Source organism: Acidovorax sp. GBBC 1281 (genome assembly GCF_028473645.1).
Lineage (GTDB): Bacteria > Pseudomonadota > Gammaproteobacteria > Burkholderiales > Burkholderiaceae_C > Paracidovorax.
Genome location: NZ_CP097269.1, coordinates 1209391 through 1226761, shown reverse-complemented (window position 1 = coordinate 1226761; position 17371 = coordinate 1209391). Strand labels below are relative to the sequence as shown.

The 17371-nt window shown below is 63.1% G+C and carries 11 protein-coding genes and 1 pseudogene; 2 read left to right on the top strand and 10 right to left on the bottom strand.

Annotated elements, in window-relative coordinates; genetic code table 11:
* Positions 1-99 precede the first annotated feature (99 nt).
* The 6 genes and pseudogenes from M5C96_RS05540 to M5C96_RS05515 form a co-directional block, all read right to left on the bottom strand.
* Complete coding sequence (locus tag M5C96_RS05540; RefSeq protein WP_272567737.1) at positions 100-714, bottom strand: suppressor of fused domain protein; 615 nt, start codon at positions 712-714, stop codon at positions 100-102.
* Positions 715-1069: 355 nt separating this feature from the next.
* Positions 1070-1474 (bottom strand): annotated as a pseudogene (locus M5C96_RS26885) (RHS repeat-associated core domain-containing protein); the annotation flags it as partial.
* Positions 1475-2080: 606 nt separating this feature from the next.
* Entirely contained in the window at positions 2081-2947 is an 867-nt protein-coding gene (locus M5C96_RS05530; protein WP_272567732.1) for a hypothetical protein, read from the bottom strand.
* The gene (locus M5C96_RS05525; protein WP_272567731.1) at positions 2944-7824 is read right to left on the bottom strand and encodes a DUF6531 domain-containing protein; all 4881 of its coding nucleotides are present in this window, start codon (positions 7822-7824) and stop codon (positions 2944-2946) included. The genes M5C96_RS05530 and M5C96_RS05525 overlap by 4 nt, the downstream gene beginning before the upstream one ends.
* Positions 7825-7827: 3 nt before the next feature.
* Complete coding sequence (locus tag M5C96_RS05520) at positions 7828-8943, bottom strand: 3-oxoacyl-ACP synthase (RefSeq protein ID WP_272567729.1); 1116 nt, start codon at positions 8941-8943, stop codon at positions 7828-7830.
* On the bottom strand, positions 8940-10217 hold the full coding sequence (locus M5C96_RS05515) for a hypothetical protein (RefSeq protein ID WP_272567728.1): 1278 nt from the start codon (positions 10215-10217) through the stop codon (positions 8940-8942). The genes M5C96_RS05520 and M5C96_RS05515 overlap by 4 nt, the downstream gene beginning before the upstream one ends.
* Positions 10218-10273: 56 nt before the next feature.
* On the opposite strand from M5C96_RS05515, the gene M5C96_RS05510 reads away from it, so the two are divergent.
* A complete protein-coding gene (locus M5C96_RS05510) occupies positions 10274-11266 on the top strand; it encodes a DUF2169 family type VI secretion system accessory protein (protein WP_272567727.1) in 993 nt (330 codons plus the stop codon).
* 19 nt (positions 11267-11285) lie between these two features.
* On the opposite strand, the gene M5C96_RS05505 is transcribed toward M5C96_RS05510, so the two are convergent.
* A complete protein-coding gene (locus M5C96_RS05505; RefSeq protein ID WP_272567725.1) occupies positions 11286-11738 on the bottom strand; it encodes a hypothetical protein in 453 nt (150 codons plus the stop codon).
* Positions 11739-11749: 11 nt separating this feature from the next.
* Positions 11750-14062 (bottom strand): type VI secretion system Vgr family protein, encoded by a 2313-nt coding sequence (locus M5C96_RS05500; protein ID WP_272567723.1) that lies wholly within the window; start codon positions 14060-14062, stop codon positions 11750-11752.
* A 267-nt stretch (positions 14063-14329) separates the two neighbouring features.
* Here M5C96_RS05500 and M5C96_RS05495 point away from each other — a divergent pair, with 267 nt between their 5' ends.
* Complete coding sequence (locus tag M5C96_RS05495) at positions 14330-15415, top strand: IS5 family transposase (RefSeq protein WP_272569564.1); 1086 nt, start codon at positions 14330-14332, stop codon at positions 15413-15415.
* Between the two features lie 162 nt (positions 15416-15577).
* Here the strand turns inward: M5C96_RS05495 and M5C96_RS05490 are convergent, their stop codons facing one another.
* Together M5C96_RS05490 and radC are read right to left on the bottom strand one after the other, a co-directional pair.
* Positions 15578-16423, bottom strand: a complete 846-nt coding sequence (locus M5C96_RS05490) for a hypothetical protein (protein ID WP_272567721.1) — start codon at positions 16421-16423, stop codon at positions 15578-15580.
* A gap of 182 nt (positions 16424-16605) precedes the next feature.
* The gene (gene radC, locus M5C96_RS05485) at positions 16606-17319 is read right to left on the bottom strand and encodes a RadC family protein (protein ID WP_272567719.1); all 714 of its coding nucleotides are present in this window, start codon (positions 17317-17319) and stop codon (positions 16606-16608) included.
* Positions 17320-17371: the final 52 nt, after the last annotated feature.

The following is a 17371-nucleotide window of genomic DNA, read 5'->3' as shown; positions in this document are numbered from 1 at the left end:
TCGGCCTGCACCTGGCCGGCAGCAGGCACCGATTGCAGCGCAGAGCGCTCTCTAACATCGTTATTTCGTTACAACGAATTGGCGCCTCAGTTAATTTGATCAAGGCCTACGTGGATCTACTATCGAATAGCTAGCTCCCTCTATAATCTCGTCAAATTTTTCAATCCCCTCATTACTAATAATATCAACTTCTTTCTTGCTGATTGGAATCAACCATAAAACAGGCACGGATTCAACCCCCACCTTTATATCATCTAGTTTTTCACTTTCTCCACGCAACTCATCTATCAACAGAGCTTTTGTACTCCATTTATCGGGAGCAATTTCGCTTTCTGGCATAACTATTGGAGTTATGGAATTTTTTGCATTTTCAATATGATGCGCAATTAAATCAACAATATATCCAAAAATTCTATCCGAAGACTCCCCCCCTAAATCAGAAGTAAGCGCAAGCATCCATTCAGCAGAAACAGGTGAACCAGACGGACGAAGCGCGGTTGACAAGCCTATTGTTGCAAATCTGGATACATCAGATCTTTTTCCTGCTGGAAAATAATATATCTCCACATAGGTTTTTCTTGATGATTTTGAGGTTATGACCCTGTACTCGGGCATACCCCATTCATGCATGTAATGCCCTAAAATTATGCTCCGCCTTACATCAAAGGATAATTTCTCATCTCGAGAAAACCATTCAATATCATTAACATCCATCTTTTCGCCTTGATTTTCTAGGTTTAAATTGAGGGCCTGTGTCGGTTCTATATTGCTGCGTATGACTCATTGTGCCACCTTCAGCTTTTTGGCAAGGCAAACACACCAAACTATCAGCAGTGGAGTTATATAAATCATTTCTACCGGCTTGATCTGTATTAAAACCTAAATTATTGTGAGTTTCCACCAAAGGAGGTGAATGCTGAACCGACGTGTTTCCCGGTCCTAACTGGCAACTACATATTGCACAAGCAATATTTCCATCTGAACCTTTTTGCTTCTCTTCAAGCTCTGTTCTCGTTTTTTTCCTGACGCGCGATGGATAGAGCTTTTCTCGAATTCCAGGTCCACTACGTTTCGCAAGTCCGAAAGGATCTAACCAGCCGCTGGTATTTGCAGCGTAAACAAAGAAGTTTGTACCGCCAAATAATCCAATCGGGTCCTGATGCACAAACCGCCCCGTCACCGGATCGTAGTACCGGAAGCGGTTGTAGTGCAGCCCCGTTTCCCCATCGAAGTACTGCCCCTGGAATCGGAGCGGCTGCTCCACCAGGTTGAGGCTTTGCACCTCTCCACTGGCCGCCAATGCCAACGGTCGTTCATTCGCGGTGAACACCACCGCTTCCCCATCGGTGCCATTCCCCGTGCGAAGCATCTGCAGCGCCTGCGTCTGCCCCCACACCTTGTAGCTGGCCGCCCACACGATCCGCCCCGCCTCGTCCGTCAACTCCTGCGGCGCCCCGATCTGGTCGCACTGGTAGTAGTAGATGGCGAAGTCTTTGTCTTCGGCTTTCTCATTTGCTACATCTTTTGTAGCAATATGCCCTAGTGGTATTTGCGCTGGAGCCTGTTTCGCCTCTGACTCCAGTTTGGCCAGCGGCACGAAGCTGTCCGGCTCGTACAGGTATTCGCTGACTTTGCTGCCCCGTATTTCTCCCGCCAGCAAATCGCCGTCATAGACGAACCGGGTCCTGCCGAAGGCGTCCGTCTTGTCGACGCGCCGCCCCAGCGCGTCATAGCGGTAGCGCGTGGTCTGCACGGTGGCTCCAGGCTCGGCCTGCACCTGGCCGGCAGCAGGCACCGATTGCAGCGCGGGACGCTCCCAGTAGCGCGTAACGGTGGCATGCACGATCTGGTGTTCCGCGCTGTACCGGTAATCTGCACTGTGTGCCAGCCCACCAGCCGCTGCACAACGTTGCCGTGCAGGTCGTAGGTGAACCGCAGGTCCTGGTACACCGTGAGGCGGTTGGTGGGCACTTTCTCGCGCTCGTGGTTCACGCCGCCTGCGCTTTGCTCGCAACCCCGGTCAAGACTACAGCCCGACAATCGAGGAAGATACGTTGGAGGTCCTTGTTTCTTGCCGCACTCAACTCGGAATATCCATGCACAGCCTAATGCCCGCCAAAGAATCGGGCATATTTTGCAGGGGGATTTGAAGCTCCGTAGAAAGCATCGCCCATTGCGCTGGACCTTGGAATGGATAGAAACCGGAAGCACCGCCCCTCACCATCACGCCATTGCGGCCCTCCACCTTGGTCATCGCTGCCAAACCGAGCCCTGCGATTCCAAAAAAATTGGAGGCTTTCTTATTCTTCGAAGCACTCCCGAAAGACGTCAGGCAGACATTTTTTGAAAGATCGCCCCGGGGCAACTTATCTCCGCCAATGAAAATATTCGACCGCAGCTCTTTTGCCACATATTCCCACTCATGGTCCCACGGTAAGCGGTAGCCGCTTTTTCTCAAGAATTTTTCAGTCTCGCTGGTTGACAAATAGATGGGGTAAGGCCCCTCTTCTGTCGAAAAATCAGGCCGTTCCAAATCGCCAGACAAATCGATATTTTCTTCCGCCACCCATTCAAAAAGCGGAAACCTGCTCATCAGAAATGGGCGTACGGCTTTCTCCTCTGGTGAGACACGGCCCTCCACCAAGGTTTTCAGCATTTGCCATTCATCTGGAGAGCACAAAGCCTGAATTGCTTTTTTATGCGCATCGCTCATGCCGTAATCAAAAAACCCACCGAAAACTAAGCTCAAGGGGGTTTCGTATTCCTCGTCATAGAAGCACGGAATATCCACTTTCGACTGACTTTTAGATTCAATTGAACGAAAGGGCTCAGCCAATTGAAAACGATCAGGCAGCCTTTCCAATATCTCATCACAGATATACTCTTGTCGCTCTGCAGTTTGCGACATCCACGACTGCAGTGAATCAATCTCAGAAAAATTACTCATGATCTCTTTTTTTTTCCCAGAGCACAAACGCCCGCAGCCTTTTTAGAGTTTGACTTGGCCCTAGCCTTCTTAGCCGCATCACCTGCTTCCCACACTTTACCATCCCAAGTATATTTAATACCAGCAACTTTGCCACTATTTACGGCCGTATTCATAGCTCCCTTGCAGTGGGAGCATGGCGCATACTGCCCATCCATTTCTATGGAATCTTCTGGAGAATAATTTCCTTCATTCAAAGCCTTCCTTTCAGTATGTGTAACCAAGGTGCAGAGCGGATAACCTAACGCCTTATCCTCTTCAGTCATCCCACCACTGACATAATCCTGCTCAGATTTAACCGCACCATCCTTCCCCTTGACTTTGGCTTTCAAATTGTGGGGGGGACGCCTTGCTAGACCAAGAGGATCAAACCAACTCCAAGGATTCGGAGAATATTCATAGAAATTTCCTCCCCCAGCAAAACCGATAGGATCTTGATGTACAAAACGCCCAGTCACCGGGTCGTAATAACGGTACCGGTTGTAATGCAGCCCGGTTTCACCATCAAAATACTGCCCCTGAAACCGCAGCGGCTGCTCCACTAAATTGAGAGCCTGGAGATCGCCCTGGGCCGCGAGAGTCAATGGCCGGTCACTTGCAGTGAACACCGCAGCTTCCCCATCGGTGCCTGTGCGAAGCATCTGAAGCGCCTGCGCCTGCCCCCACACCTTATAGCTGGCCGCCCACACGATCCTTCCCGCCTCGTCCGTCAACTCCTGCGGCGCACCTACTTGGTCGCACTGGTAGTAATAGACGGCAAAGGATTTTGCCTCAGACGATTCATTTGCTACATTTTCCATAGCAATATGCCCTAGTACTTCTTGCACTGGAGCCTGTTTCGCCTCCGACTCCAGCTTGGCCAGCGGCACGAAGCTGTCCGGCTCGTACAGGTATTCGCTGACTTTGCTGCCCCGTATTTCTCCCGCGAGTAGGTCGCCGTCATACACGAACCGGGTCCTGCCGAAGGCGTCCGTCTTGTCGACGCGCCGCCCCAGCGCGTCATAGCGGTAGCGCGTGGTCTGCACGGTGGCTCCAGGCTCGGCCTGCACCTGGCCGGCAGCACGCACCGATTGCAGCGCGGGACGCTCCCGGTAACGCGTGACGGTGGCCTCCACGATCTGGTGCTCCGCGCTGTAGCGATAGTTCTGCACCGTGTGCCAGCCCACCAGCCGTTGCACGACGTTGCCATGCAGGTCGTAGGTGAACCGCAGATCCTGGTATACGGTGAGACGGTTGGTGGGCACCTTCTCCCGCTCGTGGCTCACGCCGCCGGCGCTTTGCTCGCCGCCCCGGTTGGGGTTGAGCAGGTTGCCGGCCGGATCGAACGTGAATTGCTCGCGGTCTTCTCCCTGCTGCGTACCCTGCGTCGTGCTCCGCGTGCCTTTGTGCGCCGACAGGATGCGGCCCAGCGCGTCGTAGCGGTATTCGCTGGCGCCCCGCAGGCTGTCCTGCGTGGCCGTGAGGTTGCCGCCCCGGTCGTACTGGTAGTGCCGCGCAATCCGATGGCCTGAAGGAAGGTGTGGCAGACGGGCCAGCAGGTCGGACAGGCCCGGTGGGCCGGGCATTCCGGGTGGTGGGTCCCGGTCCCGCAACGACGCCTCCGTGGCCGCACCGGGCAGCGTTTGCAAGGCGGCTTCCCGGCTCACTTTGTGGGCCACCAGCCGGCCCATGGGGTCCAGGCCGTAGCGGCTGGTCAACGCCCCTTGCGTGCGCGAGATCTCCTGGTGCAGCGCATCGCGCTCCATGTCGCTGACGGTGTGGCCATCCACCCGGATCTGGTGCAGGTGCCCGGAGCCGTAGTACAGCCATTGCACGTTCTTGCCGCTGGGCAACACGCTGGCGATTCGGTTGCCCAGGGCGTCGTAGGCGTGGCGGAAGGTGAAGTGCCTATCCACCAGGGCCTGCGCCTGGGTGGGTGCGGGTGCCTGCACGCCGTCCGCCTGGGCATCGCCCAGATGCACCTGCGTTTCCTCGACCAGTTGCGAGAGTGCGTCGTAGGCGAACCGGACCTGGGCCTGCGCGTTGGCGCAGCCGACCATGCGCCCGAGCAGGTCGTAGGTGTAGCTGGCCGCCTCTCCGTTCGTGTGGACCTTGGCCAGCAGCCGGCCCAGCAGGTCGCGCTGGAAGTGCGTGCGCTTCGGTAACGGCGCATCGGGCGCCATGTCGTACGGCGTGTCCGGCGGCTCGGCCGCATCGCGTTCGTGCAACTCGGTCAGCTCGCCCGCCGCGTTGTACCGGTAGCGCTGGATTCGGCCATCGAAGCCGATCTCCTGCACCAGGTTGTCAGCCGCGTCGTAGTGAAACTGGTACCAGGCGCCGTTCTCGTTTTGCAGCGCCACGAGCCGCCCCACCGCGTCGTAGCGGTAGCGCAGGCTTTGGCCCTGCGGGTCCTGGCGCTCCACGGGCTGGTCCAGGCCGTTGTACGCGTAGCGGGTGATGGCGCCCTTGGGGTCGGTGTAGGCCACCAAGTTGCCCTGGGCGTCGTGGTCGTAGCGGTGCTCGGCCCCGTCGGCTTGCGTTGCGATGCGCAACTGGCCCAGCGCGTCGTGCTGGTAGCGCGTGGCCTGGCCCAGGGCATCGACGCTGGCGGCCAGGTTGCCCAGGATGTCGTACTGGTAGCGGGTGGTGCGGCCCGAGCAGTCGGTGTAGGCCACCAGTTGGCCGGCCGCATCCCATTGCAGATGCCGGGTCTTGCCGTGGGCGTCCTCGATGGCAACGGGCAGGCCGCGCGGGTCGTATTGGTAGCGGGTGGCGTGGCCCAGCGCGTCGGTGTGCTCGCGCAGGTCGCCACGCGCGTCGTAGTCGTTCTTCCAGACGTGGCCCAGGGCGTCGGTGATCTCGGTGGGCAGGTTCAGCGCGTTGTAGCGCAGCCGCGTGGTGGCGCCGGCCGCGTCGGTGACAGCGGTCAGGTTGCCACGGGCATCCCATTGCCAGCGGGTGCTGCGGCCCAGGGCGTCGGTGGTCGTGTCGGGGTTGCCGGCGCGGTCCATCTGCGTCTCGGTGCGCACGGGCTGGCCGTCCGGTCCGGCTTCCGTGACGGCGACGACTTCGTTGTGCCCGTTGTAGTGGTAGCTGGTGCGCCGGCCCAGGGCATCGGTGACATGGGTGGTGCGCATCCCCAGGTCGTATTCGAAGCGGGTGTCCAGCAGGCCGGGGGTGTCGGTCCAGGTGCGCACCACGCGCCCCCCTGCGTCCAGCCGGCTCCACTGTTGGTGGTGGGTGAAGCCGTTCTTGGTGGTGTAGGCCACCATGAGGTGGTTCTCGTAGCGGTACGCCGTGGTGCCGCCCTGCGCATCGGTGGCGCTGGCGAGGTTGGCCTGGCTGTTGCCCTTGCCACCCTTGTCGCCCTCCAGGTTGCCCACGCTGTCGTAGGCATAGCGCACCAGCACCCCGCCCTGGTGTTCCACGCCATCGAGGGTGCGGGGCGCGAGGCGCACCTCGGCCAGCAGGCCGGCGTCGGTCCAGCCGAAGCGAAGCTCACGGCCGGCGCTGTCGGTCAGGCCGGCGGGGCGCGGCGCAATGCCGTCCACGCCGGTTTCGTCATAGGCCGGGTAATGCAGCGTGATGGCATTGCCGTGGCGGTCGCGTAGCCGCGCCAGGGGCAGGCGCCACTGGCCGGGCACGGGCTTGGCGAACTCGTGCCGCAGGCCGTCGGTGGACTCGACGCTGTAGTGCCCGTCTTCGTGGTGGATGAGGGTGATCTTTTCCCGCTCGTCGAAGTGGCTCTGCCCGGGCGAGAGCGGGGGCAACTGCACCCGGCGGCCCCGGGCATCGTAGTAGTGCACATGGCTGTGGACCAGGGCCAGCTCGATGCTCAAGGGCGTGCTCCACCCCCAGCCCAGCCAGCCGGGGCGCCGGTCGGCCGAGCGGTAAAAGCGCCGCCATTCCAGCGGCAGCAGGCCGGGCAAGGCAAAGTCGGTTTCCGACAGGATCTTGACGCCGGTGGCGAAGATGACCGGGTGGCAGGTGCCGAGTTCGCAGTTGGCGCCGCCCGGTGCGCCGACATGCACGTCATCGACGATCTTGGCCTGCGTGTTGGGGTTGACCTGGTTGTTCTGCCGGCTGGCAACCGCATTGATCCTGGACTTGGCGCGCTTCACGATCTTGCCGAGCACGAAGCCGATGGTGATGGCCGCCACGCCATTGGCGATCACGTCGGCGATCTGGTCGATCTTCTCGTCGGTCAGGGGCGGCGTGAGCAGGTCCTGCACCTCCTGGGCCAGCTCTGCGATCTGCATGGCGGATTCGGCCATGGCGGCACCGCCCACCACCAGATTGACGCCGGGAATGAGCTTGCCCACCAACTTGAGCGCGGGGCCGATCAGCACGCTCGGGTCGGTGAGCGACTCGCCCAGGGCGCTCAACTGGTCACCGAAGGCGCCGGGGAGCTTTTCGATGACTTTCTGGGCCAGTTGGTCGTAGGGGCCGGGCAGCGCCTTCATGGCCAGGCGCATGGCCCAGCCGGGGTTGATGACGAGGGAGTTGGATTTCGTCGTGTCGAACGAGCGGACGCTGCCCTTGCCTTCGAACTTGGTGTCGCTGCTGTAGCTGGTGGGCTCGGCCGCGCCGCCCACGACGGTGGAGCGCACGCCGGCGATGCCGCCCAGCCGATCGGGCGTGGCGGGGATGGATTCGAACCGGCTGCCGGCCACGGAGACGGGCTTGCCGTCGATCTTGAGGGTGGCCGTGCCGTTCTTGAGGCCCGGCCCGTGGGCCATGTTGAGGATCGGAACCGGCGGTCCGTTGGGCTTGGGGAAGACGGGGTTGATGGGCCCGGGAATCATGGCCGGGCTGCGCCCCTCATGGATCGCCCGGCGGTCGTTGACGTAAGTGGCCATGGGTCAGGCAGCTTCGCGGTTGCGGGTGGATGGGGATGGCATCGGTGCGCGGGTGTGGTTCCAGGTGGCGACCCAGGCGGCCGCGCGGGTGGAGAGGCCGGTCACGCTCTGCAGGCCCGCATGGCCGCTCAGCGCCACGGGCCTGTGCGGGTGGTGCAAGTCCTGCCGCATCTCGTGCAGCAGGCACAGAAGCAGCGGCGCCCAGGCGGCGCCCATCTCGCCCAGGAAGGCGGCGGGTTCCTGCATCGCAGGATGGCCGTGTTGCGCGGCGAGGGCCGCACTCAGGTTAGTGAGTTCGCTACCGCGCCAAGGGCTGCCGTCCGTGTCGCTCCAGTACGAATGCAGTGCCTCCGCCGGCAGGGTCGCGGCCTTCAGGGCCTGGATGGCAGCGTCGATGAGGCCCGCGCCGCCCAGGATGGCTTCACTGCCCACGCGCGGCGCGGCTTCCTGCCCGAAGCCCGGCGGAAACACGGTGACGTAGTTCGCCGCACAAGGCTTGCGCGCCAGCCGCACGAAAGCGGCCCCTTCCGAAGCGATGAAGCCCTCGGTGTGGCCGTTGACCTTGAGCCAGCGCCGTTCATAGAGGCAGTCCACGACGGCCGGGTCGACCAGGCTGTCCACGCCACCGAATACGACCTCGGGCACGGCGGGATGTTCGTGCAGGAAGCGGTATGCCGCAGCCAGCGCATCTGCCCCGCCCACCGACCCGCCCGTGTACAGCATCAACGGCAGGAATTCGGGGGCCACGTCGAGCGCACGCGGCAACTCCAACGCGAACCGCTGGGCATCGATGAGGCCACGCAGTTCGGGCAGTGGCTCGGGAAGCGCGATGAAGACCGGGATCGGCCGGACCAGCGGCCATGCCGCGGTGGATGCGGTGGTGGGCCCTTGCAGCGCTTCATGCAACGCGGGTGCTGCCAGCCGGACCAATCGATCGACGCCGGTGCAGTCGGGCGCGATGGCCTGCACGCGCGACACCGTGGCCTGGTGATCGATGTGGCCCTTGATGGGCTGGCGGGTGAAGGCCGCGAAGCGGCTGGCCACGGCGCTGCCGGTCTGCCAGGCACGCGTGCCGATGGGCGTGCAGGCGCCGGCGGCTGCAATGGTGAGCGGCGTCATGGTGCACTCCCGGCAAAGACGGCCCGCTCGAACACGGAGGCCGTCTGAAGCGCCAGCGCCTGCACGCCGGCCAGGTCATCGGCCTCGATCCACAGCGCGCCGCTCATGCGGGAGACATGTTCGATGTACAGCAGGCGGCGCAGCGGTGCACCCACGCACGCGGCGGCCTCTTCCAGCACGACCGATGGCCGCGGTTTGCCGATTCGCAGGGGCGGGCCGGCGCTGGGCAGCGCCGCCAGGGCCGCGTCCGCCCACTGGGCGCGGTCGCCGGCCGGGCGGGCTCGGTCGAACAGCCCATCGCAGGGAACGCCCGCCAGCAATGCCACGCTGTCGGCCAGTGCCCGGCATGCGAGTTCGTCGTCCCACAGCGTATGCGCCGCAAGCTGGCGCAGCAAGGGGCCGTCGCCGACCAGGGCGGCGGCATACAGCTGTTGCGTCCAGGCCATGGCGGGAAAGCGGCCCTCGCGCAAGGCAACGGCCAGATCGTGCCCTGCGCGCGCCGCGCAAAGGGCCAGCGCCACCGGGGAGTCGGGCCATCGCGCCAGCATCGCCTTGGCGGCCGTGGTCTCCTGCGGGCTGCCCATGAGCGCCAGGGAGATCAACCCTGCTTCGGCGTCCTCGCCTTGCTCCACGGCCCGCAGCGCCTTGGCCTCGTCGGCACGGGCCACGCAACGCCAATGGCAGAGATTCGCCAAGCCGCCGGGCAGGGGCTCGGCCATGGCGGCCATGGCATCGGCATACGCATCGGACACCGCGGGCCGCGCAATGGCGAGCCGCATCAGAAGGCGCACCAGCGACAGGTGCTGCTGCTGCACCGCCTGGCTTGCGCGCGGCGCGAGATAGCTGGCCACGGCGTCATCGAAAGCGAATCGCAAGGCATGGAAGACCGCAGCGGGGTGGGCTTGCAGATGGCCGTTCCAGAGGTCGGGGGCCACATCGGCGGGCCGGTCCAGCTGCAGCTTGAGGACCTCGATGCAGGCGTGGGCAAAAACGGCGGGGCCTTCCTGCTGCAATTCGTGCCCTGCTGCGGCGATTTCCGCATGAAAATCCGACTCCATCGCGGGCGCATGGGCCAGATGCAGCTTGAGCGAGGCCAGGCACTGAACGATGCTGTCGTCGAACACTGCCAGGGCCTCCAGCCGGTGTGCGGGCAGCGTGAGCATGTGGGTGCGGCGCCAGTACTGCGTGACCAGCGAACGCGCCATGCGCAGGGGCAATGCGCGCATGACCGGGATGTCGATGGCGCGCGCCAGGGGAAGACGGGCGACACTCACGCAGACCCCCTCGGGGCTGGCGCATGGCAAGGCCGAAAGCAAAAAGGATGCATACGATGCTGGAAAATTTGACGCCCTTCGCCGCGGAAATCCTTCCGGGCTACGGGCCAGATGGCGGGCTGCAAAAGACCGTGGTCGTCAAAGCCACGCTGGACTTTCGCAATCGGGTGGCGCCGCACGGCACGGGCTTGCCGATCCTGCGTGGCGACCAGTTCTTCGATGCACCGGGCATGGAGGGCGTGGTGCGCTTCGAAAGCGACCTGGTGCCCTTCAAGCCGCGGGTGGATGTCATCGTCAACGCGGTGGCCTACGCGCCCGGCGGCAAGCCCGTCGCCGCGTTCGATGCGGGCGTGACGGTGGGACGCGAGGCGCGCGTGGTGCGAGTCTTCGGCGAGCGCGTGTGGCGCAAGCGACTGGGCTTGTTTCCGGTGGCGGTGGAGCAGGCACCCGCGCTGCAGGTGCCCGTGGCCTATCACCTGGCCTACGGTGGGCAGGACCCTGCCGATGCACAGGCCTTCGCCCCCGCCAACCCCACGGGCCTGGGCTTCAGCGCCGGGCTGCCGCCCGATGGTTGGCCGCTGCCCCGGATCGAATGGCCGGACGAGTTGATCCACGCAGCGAGCGATACGCCCTCGCCCGCAGGGTTCGGGTGTTTCGGCCGCACCTGGCTGCCACGGCGCAAGCTGCTGGGCAGCTATGGGCCGGCGGAGTGGCAGGTGCCCGGCATCGTGGGACGGATGCCCCGATCGTTCGACCCGGCGGCCTGGAACTGCGCGCATCCACGGATGCAGTTTTCTTTCGATCAGGTGACATCCGGCACATCGATCCAGTGGCTCCACTTGAGTGCCCAGGGCCCGTCGCAGATCACCCTGCCCGATATCCGGCCCCACGTTTCCTGGACGGCTGGCGGCGGCAAGCGCCATGCCGCGTCTCCGCACTTCGACACCGTGACCATCGAGCCCGAGCATGGCCACTTCGCACTGACCTGGCGCCACACGCTGTCGCAGGAAATCCATGGCCCAGTGGAGGCGGTGCAGGTCCATCTCTGAAACGGACGGCGGCCGCCGTTCAGTTGATCCGGACTTCGGCGGCGTCGATGTCCACCAGGTCGCGCGCGTCGTGCTCAATGGTGAGGGCCACGATGCGGGCCAGCCCCTCGGCCGTCAGCCGCAGCGTCGCGGCGCCGGACGAGAGCGTGATGGAGTCATGCGACTGCAAACGGATGGACCGGTCGCTCCATGGCACGGCGGCGCAAGGCACCAGCACGGCGGTGATGACGGCGTGGCCTGCACCGGTGCGTGCCAGCAGCACCTCGTCGCCAGGCACGAGCGCAGGCAGCAGCACGCCCACGATGGCATCCAACGTCTCCGCGCCGCACGCCACGCTGTAGGCGCCCTGCCCGGCTTGCGCGCGCACCGTGGCCTGGCACATCGTGACGGATGGGGTCGCGCCTGCACCATCGCCGTGAGACGGCGAAGAAGAGAGCGAAGCATCGACGGAGGACGGTTGTGCGAGCGCCATGCGGACTCCGGTCAGGTGGGATTGACATTGGTGTTGGGCGACGCCACGGTGACGCTGGAGCTACCGGCCACGTTGATGGTCTGCCCGTTGATCTGCACGGTGCCGTCGCTGGTCATGCGCAGCACGGCCTTGCCGCATTTGATCTCGATGGCGTCGCCCACGGTCACGGACATTTCCTTGCCGACCGATAGCGTGCGCACCTCGCCGATCGTCGTGGCCGCGCTCTTGCCCACGCTCTCGGTGTAGTTGTCGGAGGTACTGTCGGTGCGGTCCTTGCCCACCTTGCTGGTCTGGCTCTGCCCCACGGTGACTGAGCGCCCCATCAGCACGTTGGTGCTCTGCGTCAGGCCCACGTTGACCACCATAGCCGCGCCCACGTTCACGTTGTAGGCCGCGCCGATGTTCATCATCTTGGCCAGCCCCACGTTCTGCAGGTAGGCGAGGCCGACGGTCTCGGTCTTGAAGCTGCCGACCTTGATCGACCAGTTGTTGCCGATCTTGTCCTTCTCGTTGCGGCCGATGGTCTTGCTGCGGTTGTTGCCGATGCTCACCGTCTCGTCGATGCCGACGTCTTCGTTCCGGTTGTCGCCGATGCTGATCTTCTCGTTGTGGTCCACCCGCTCGGTGCGGTTGTTGTGCACGGTGATGGTTTCATCGCGGTCCACGGTCTCGGTGCGGTCGCGGTGGATGACGTTGGTCTCGTCCCGGTCCACGGTCTTGCGCCGGTCGTTACCGACCCACTTGTCCTCGTCGTTCTCCACTTCGGTGAGCTGGTCCTTTTGCGCATGCAGCCACAGCTGCTCGGCCCCGGCCTTGTCCTCAAAGCGGATGGCGTTGGCATCGCCCGCACCGTTCTTCAATCCGTCTCCGAAGGCCCCGCCCTTGCTCGACTTGGTCTTGATGCCCGACTGCGTGGCGTTGGCCGGCAGCGCCCACGGCGGCATGTTGTCGGCGTTGTACACGCAGCCGGTGATGAGGGGGTAGTCCGGGTCGCCATTGAGGAAGTCGACCACGACTTCCATGTTGATGCGCGGGATGAACAGGGCCCCGAAGCCGGAGCCGGCCCAGCTGCTGGAGACCCGCACCCAGCAACTGGAGTTCTCGTTCATGGCACCCACCCGGTCCCAGTGGAACTGCACCTTGACGCGCCCGTACTGGTCGGGCCAGATCTCCTCGCCCGGCGGGCCGACGACGACGGCGGTCTGCGGGCCGGTGGTCCTGGGCTTCGGCGTGGTGCGCGCGGGGGTGTAGGGCACGCTGGTGGGCTGCGCCAGCAGGGTGAATCGCTGGAACGAGCCTTCTTCCTGCGCCGTGCCCTTGGGGCCCGGCGCAGCAGCGCTGACCTGGGGGTTTTCCTTGAAGTGGTATTCCAGGCCGGTGATCAGGTAGGCCTGGTTCTGGTCCTCGCGCGGGTAGTTCTCCAGCGTGAAGGTGTAGCCCGGGGCCAGCGCCCGGTGGCGCGACTGTCCCCGCACGGTGCTGTGCCCGGTGAGGCTTTCCTGCAGGCGCACGCGGGCATAGGCTTCGCCGTCGCCGAATTCGGTGTAGCCGCCCGGCCATTCGTAGATTTCGTGGGCGTCGTGCGCATGCCCCGGCGGGGTCTGGCGCATGTTGGACAGGTCGGCGCGCGGTTTCTTGAAGTCGTAGTCGTCGTTGTAGTGCCGCCCGGGCTTGATCTCCTGCGCCAGCTGCCAGGCGTGGATGTTCTCCTTGTCGGCCACGGCGGCCTTCTCGGGCGGGTAGAACGGGATGACGGCGGCGCCCGCGAGCGGGCTGTGCGAGGCGACGATGTCGTCGGCCAGGGTCAGGATGTGCTGGCCGGCGCTGTGCTGGTGGAAGTAGTAGATGCCTTCATGTTCCATGAGGCGCGAGACGAAGGCGCAGTCGGTCTCGCCGTACTGCACGCAGTAATCCCAGCTGCGATATGCCCGCGTGAGCCGCTTTTGCAGGGGGTGGCCGTATTTGCCGAGCACCTCTTCGATGATGTCGGGCACGGTCTTGTTCTGGAATATCTTGAAGTCGCTCTTGCGTGTGGCCAGCCACAGCCAGGGGTTCAAGCGCAGGCGGTAGGAGTAATACCGGTGGTCTTCGCCCTGCAGCCCGAACCGGGTGACGATGCCGTCCAGGTAGCGCCGACCTCCGCCTTCGGTCTCCACCTCCACCGTGGCGTGCTTGCCCAGCAACGCCTTGGGGTCGAGGGACTTGCTCTCGCTCAGCAGATCCACATCCAACGCAAACAGCTCGCTCAAAGATTCCCGGCCCTGCAGGCGGCGAAACTGCAACTGTTCTCCCAATGGCGTTTGGATCGTGACGCGGCGTGTCATGTGAGCAGGCCCTTATCGGCGTAATCGCTGTGATTAGAGGCCGCGATCATAGCCACCAATAATGACAATCCATCGATTAAACAAGGCCAGCTCAAGGGCATTGCACGACACGCATCTCAAAGAGGCATCAGAACACACCGCATCCCCTGCATGCAATGCGGCCAGCATGCCAAGCCACCGTCTTGGCGCCAAGCCCTCTATTGGGAACCTCTCAAAACCCATCCGGTCCCTTGTTGATCGAGAATGCGTGCTCCATCCTTTGCCATGATCACTCCCCGTAGCGCCCTGAAGTTCGACCTGTTCGCTGAGGCCTCGCGCCAACACAAGAGAGATGAGGTGGGCGATCCGCTGCAGGTGATCGCGCGGCACATCGACTTCGCAGAACTGGCCCGGCTGGTGGATGCCTTGATCGAACGCGGGGGTGGCCGCCGGGGCGGTCGGCCCGCCTACCCCACCGAGGTGATGGTGCGCATCCTGGTGTTGAAGCGGCTGTACAACCTGTCCGATGAGCAGATGGAGTATCAGTTGCTGGACCGGGGGAGCTACCAGCGGTTTTGCCTGTTGCAGGATGCGATGAACGTGCCGGACCGCAACACGATCTGGCGCTTTGGCGAGCGCCTTGGCGTGGGCGGGGCAACGGCCTTGTTCCAGGGGGTGGATGCCCAACTGCAGCGCCACGGCTACATCGCCCGGGGCGGGCAGGCCATTGATGCCACGCTGGTGCCCGCGCCCCGACAGCACATCGGCCAGCAGGAGCGGCGAACGCTGGCACAAGGCGGGCAGCCGGACTGGAGCCAAGCGCGACGCAGGCAAAAGGATGTGGAGGCCACGCACACGAAGAAGCACGGCAAAAGCCACTTCGGCTACAAGCTCAGCGTGAGCGTGGACCTCAAGCACGGCTTCATCCGCCGCCTCGCCACGGGCACGGCCAGCGAGCACGACGGGCACCACTTCGATGAGGTGCTGGACATGCACAACACCGGGCGGGCAGTGCATGCGGACAAAGCCTACCCGAGCCGCCAAAGGTGCCAGATGCTGAAAGTGCTGGGATTCGTGGATGCGATGCAGCGCCGTGCGCAGGCGGGCCGACCACAGAGCGAATGCCAGAAGGGGCGCAACCAGCGCATCGCAAAGAAACGAGCCAAGGTGGAGCACGTGTTCGCCGGTATCCGCCACCTGGGGGGCAAGTTCGTGCGCACCATCGGACAGGCGCGCGCCACGGTGGGGATGACGATGATGGCCGCCTGCTACAACATGAAGCGACTGGCCTGGTTCCTGCATCGGGGCGTGGATGCTTTCTTCAAGCCCGCCACTGGCAAGGCACAAGTGCGCCTGCAAACGGTGAAAGCCTGAGCCACCGGGCCTGCAAGGCCCCTCATGCACCCAGGCGCAGACCGTTGCTGGGCCTCATCACGCTCAAACGGCTACTGGCGCCCACTCCTCCCTATTCGGATTCGTCAAACATGGGGTTGTGAGAGGCTCCCTGCTGTGGCATAGGTCCGTCTGGGGTTGGGGTCATGCCGTCTGCAATTCGATTTGTGCAACAGCGCCTATGTAGTACATACCCTGCGCCGTCTCTTCCGGGAGCATTTTGAGGGCAGTGATCACTTTGTCTTCGATGCTGTAGCGGCGGTCCAGTACATTCAGGCCGATGCCGGTGGCGAGTGCAACCACCGCCATAAAACCGAGAGGAACGACCGCAACCGCAGTCATCGAAGTGCCTACAAACGCAGCCGCGCCATAGGCCACCAGGGCGCCAAGCCCTCCCTTGACGGCTTCTACGCCGATGCCGCCCACGAGGTCGTACATGGTCTTCTCGTCGTTGAACATGAAGTCCATCACCTCAAGTCCTGTGGACACGACCACGCCCAGAATAAAACCGCCCTTGGCAATCCCCTGCAAACTCTTTATCCCCAATCCGAGCTGCAGCATCTTCGGGTTGGTCGCCAGGTAGCGCGTGCCCTGCAATGCACTGCTGCGCTGGGCGGAGTACCCCTTGATGATGATGTACGTGCCCGTTGCCGTGGTCTTGATGTAGGTGCTGATACCCGCCATACCGATGGCGTTCAGCGTCTTGCCGATCGCCAGCACGTCATTGACCCCTTGCGCTACGGGCCCGACCCAAGGCTCACCCGCATTCGGGCTGAATTCTTTCTGCCAATACTGCCCGAATGTGGACTGCGACAGCATCTTGCGCAGGTTGAATTCCAGGGCGGCATTGCGCCTGGCCCTGTCCTGCAGGATGCTCATGTACTGCCCCTGCGTCAGCACCAGCACGTCCACCTGGTTCCTGTCCATGGACTGGGCCAGGGTCTGTCCGTAGCCGACGGTGAAGAACGTGGCCGCGAGTTCTGCGCTCATTCAATCCCCCCTTCGAGATCGCGTTTTTATTGGGGGCGAATGCTAATCGGAAAAAGCAAAAATGTGACTTTTGGGTAATTTAATTTATTAACCAATTGTTAATAAATCGACAATGCTCGTGCGGCGAGGGGGCTGGAGTCAACAGGCAGGCTGCAGCCCCGGCAGCCCACCCCGCCAGCGCCTTACAGCATTCCGGATTCGGCCATCGACAGCGCGTTGCCGGGCGCCACGATCACGTGGTCCAGCACGCGCACGTCCACCAGTGCCAGGGCTTTAGTGAGAAGGTGGGTGAGGTTTTCATCCGCGCGGCTGGGCTTCACGCTGCCGCTGGGGTGGTTGTGGGCCAGCACCACGGCGGCGGCGTGGTGGTGCAGGGCGCGGGTGACGATTTCGCGGGGGTACACACTGGCATGGGTGAGCGTGCCGCGGAACATCTCGTCCAGGGCGATCATGCGGTTCTGGGCGTCCATGAACATCACGGCAAAGACTTCGTAACCTCGGCCGGCCAAGTGCAACTGCAAATAATGCTTCACGGCGGTCGGGGACTCGAATGCCTCGCGCTCGCTTAGTTGTTCTGCGAGCGCTCGCCTTGCCAGTTCCAGCACCGCCACCAATTCGGCCCGCTTGGCGGGGCCGAGACCTTTGATACGCCGCAGGTCATCAGCGCTGGTATGGAGCAGGCCACTGATACCGCTGAAGCCGCCGGTGGGTTTGCCCGATGCCACATCCACCTGGGTTGGCGCGAGTAGTTCGCATGCCATCTCCATTACGCCTTTGCCTGCAATGCCTGTGCGAAGGATGATCGCGAGCAATTCCGCATCCGACAGCGCGGCAGGGCCCCGCTGGAGCAGCCGTTCGCGGGGCCGGGCATCGGCAGGCATGGTTTTCATGAGCATGGTGCGGCAGGTCCGGTAAGGGCGGCGGCATGGCCGCGCGCGGGGCAGGGGA

Bases quoted from the DNA above. Each gene is read 5' to 3' on its own strand.
- M5C96_RS05505 (WP_272567725.1), bottom strand. From the start codon at position 11,738: ATGGCGCTCGCACAACCGTCCTCCGTCGATGCTTCGCTCTCTTCTTCG.
- M5C96_RS05525 (WP_272567731.1), bottom strand. From the start codon at position 7,824: ATGGCCACTTACGTCAACGACCGCCGGGCGATCCATGAGGGGCGCAGC.
- radC (WP_272567719.1), bottom strand. From the start codon at position 17,319: ATGCTCATGAAAACCATGCCTGCCGATGCCCGGCCCCGCGAACGGCTG.
- M5C96_RS05520 (WP_272567729.1), bottom strand. From the start codon at position 8,943: ATGACGCCGCTCACCATTGCAGCCGCCGGCGCCTGCACGCCCATCGGC.
- M5C96_RS05530 (WP_272567732.1), bottom strand. From the start codon at position 2,947: ATGAGTAATTTTTCTGAGATTGATTCACTGCAGTCGTGGATGTCGCAA.
- M5C96_RS05540 (WP_272567737.1), bottom strand. From the start codon at position 714: ATGGATGTTAATGATATTGAATGGTTTTCTCGAGATGAGAAATTATCC.
- M5C96_RS05510 (WP_272567727.1), top strand. From the start codon at position 10,274: ATGCTGGAAAATTTGACGCCCTTCGCCGCGGAAATCCTTCCGGGCTAC.
- M5C96_RS05500 (WP_272567723.1), bottom strand. From the start codon at position 14,062: ATGACACGCCGCGTCACGATCCAAACGCCATTGGGAGAACAGTTGCAG.
- M5C96_RS05490 (WP_272567721.1), bottom strand. From the start codon at position 16,423: ATGAGCGCAGAACTCGCGGCCACGTTCTTCACCGTCGGCTACGGACAG.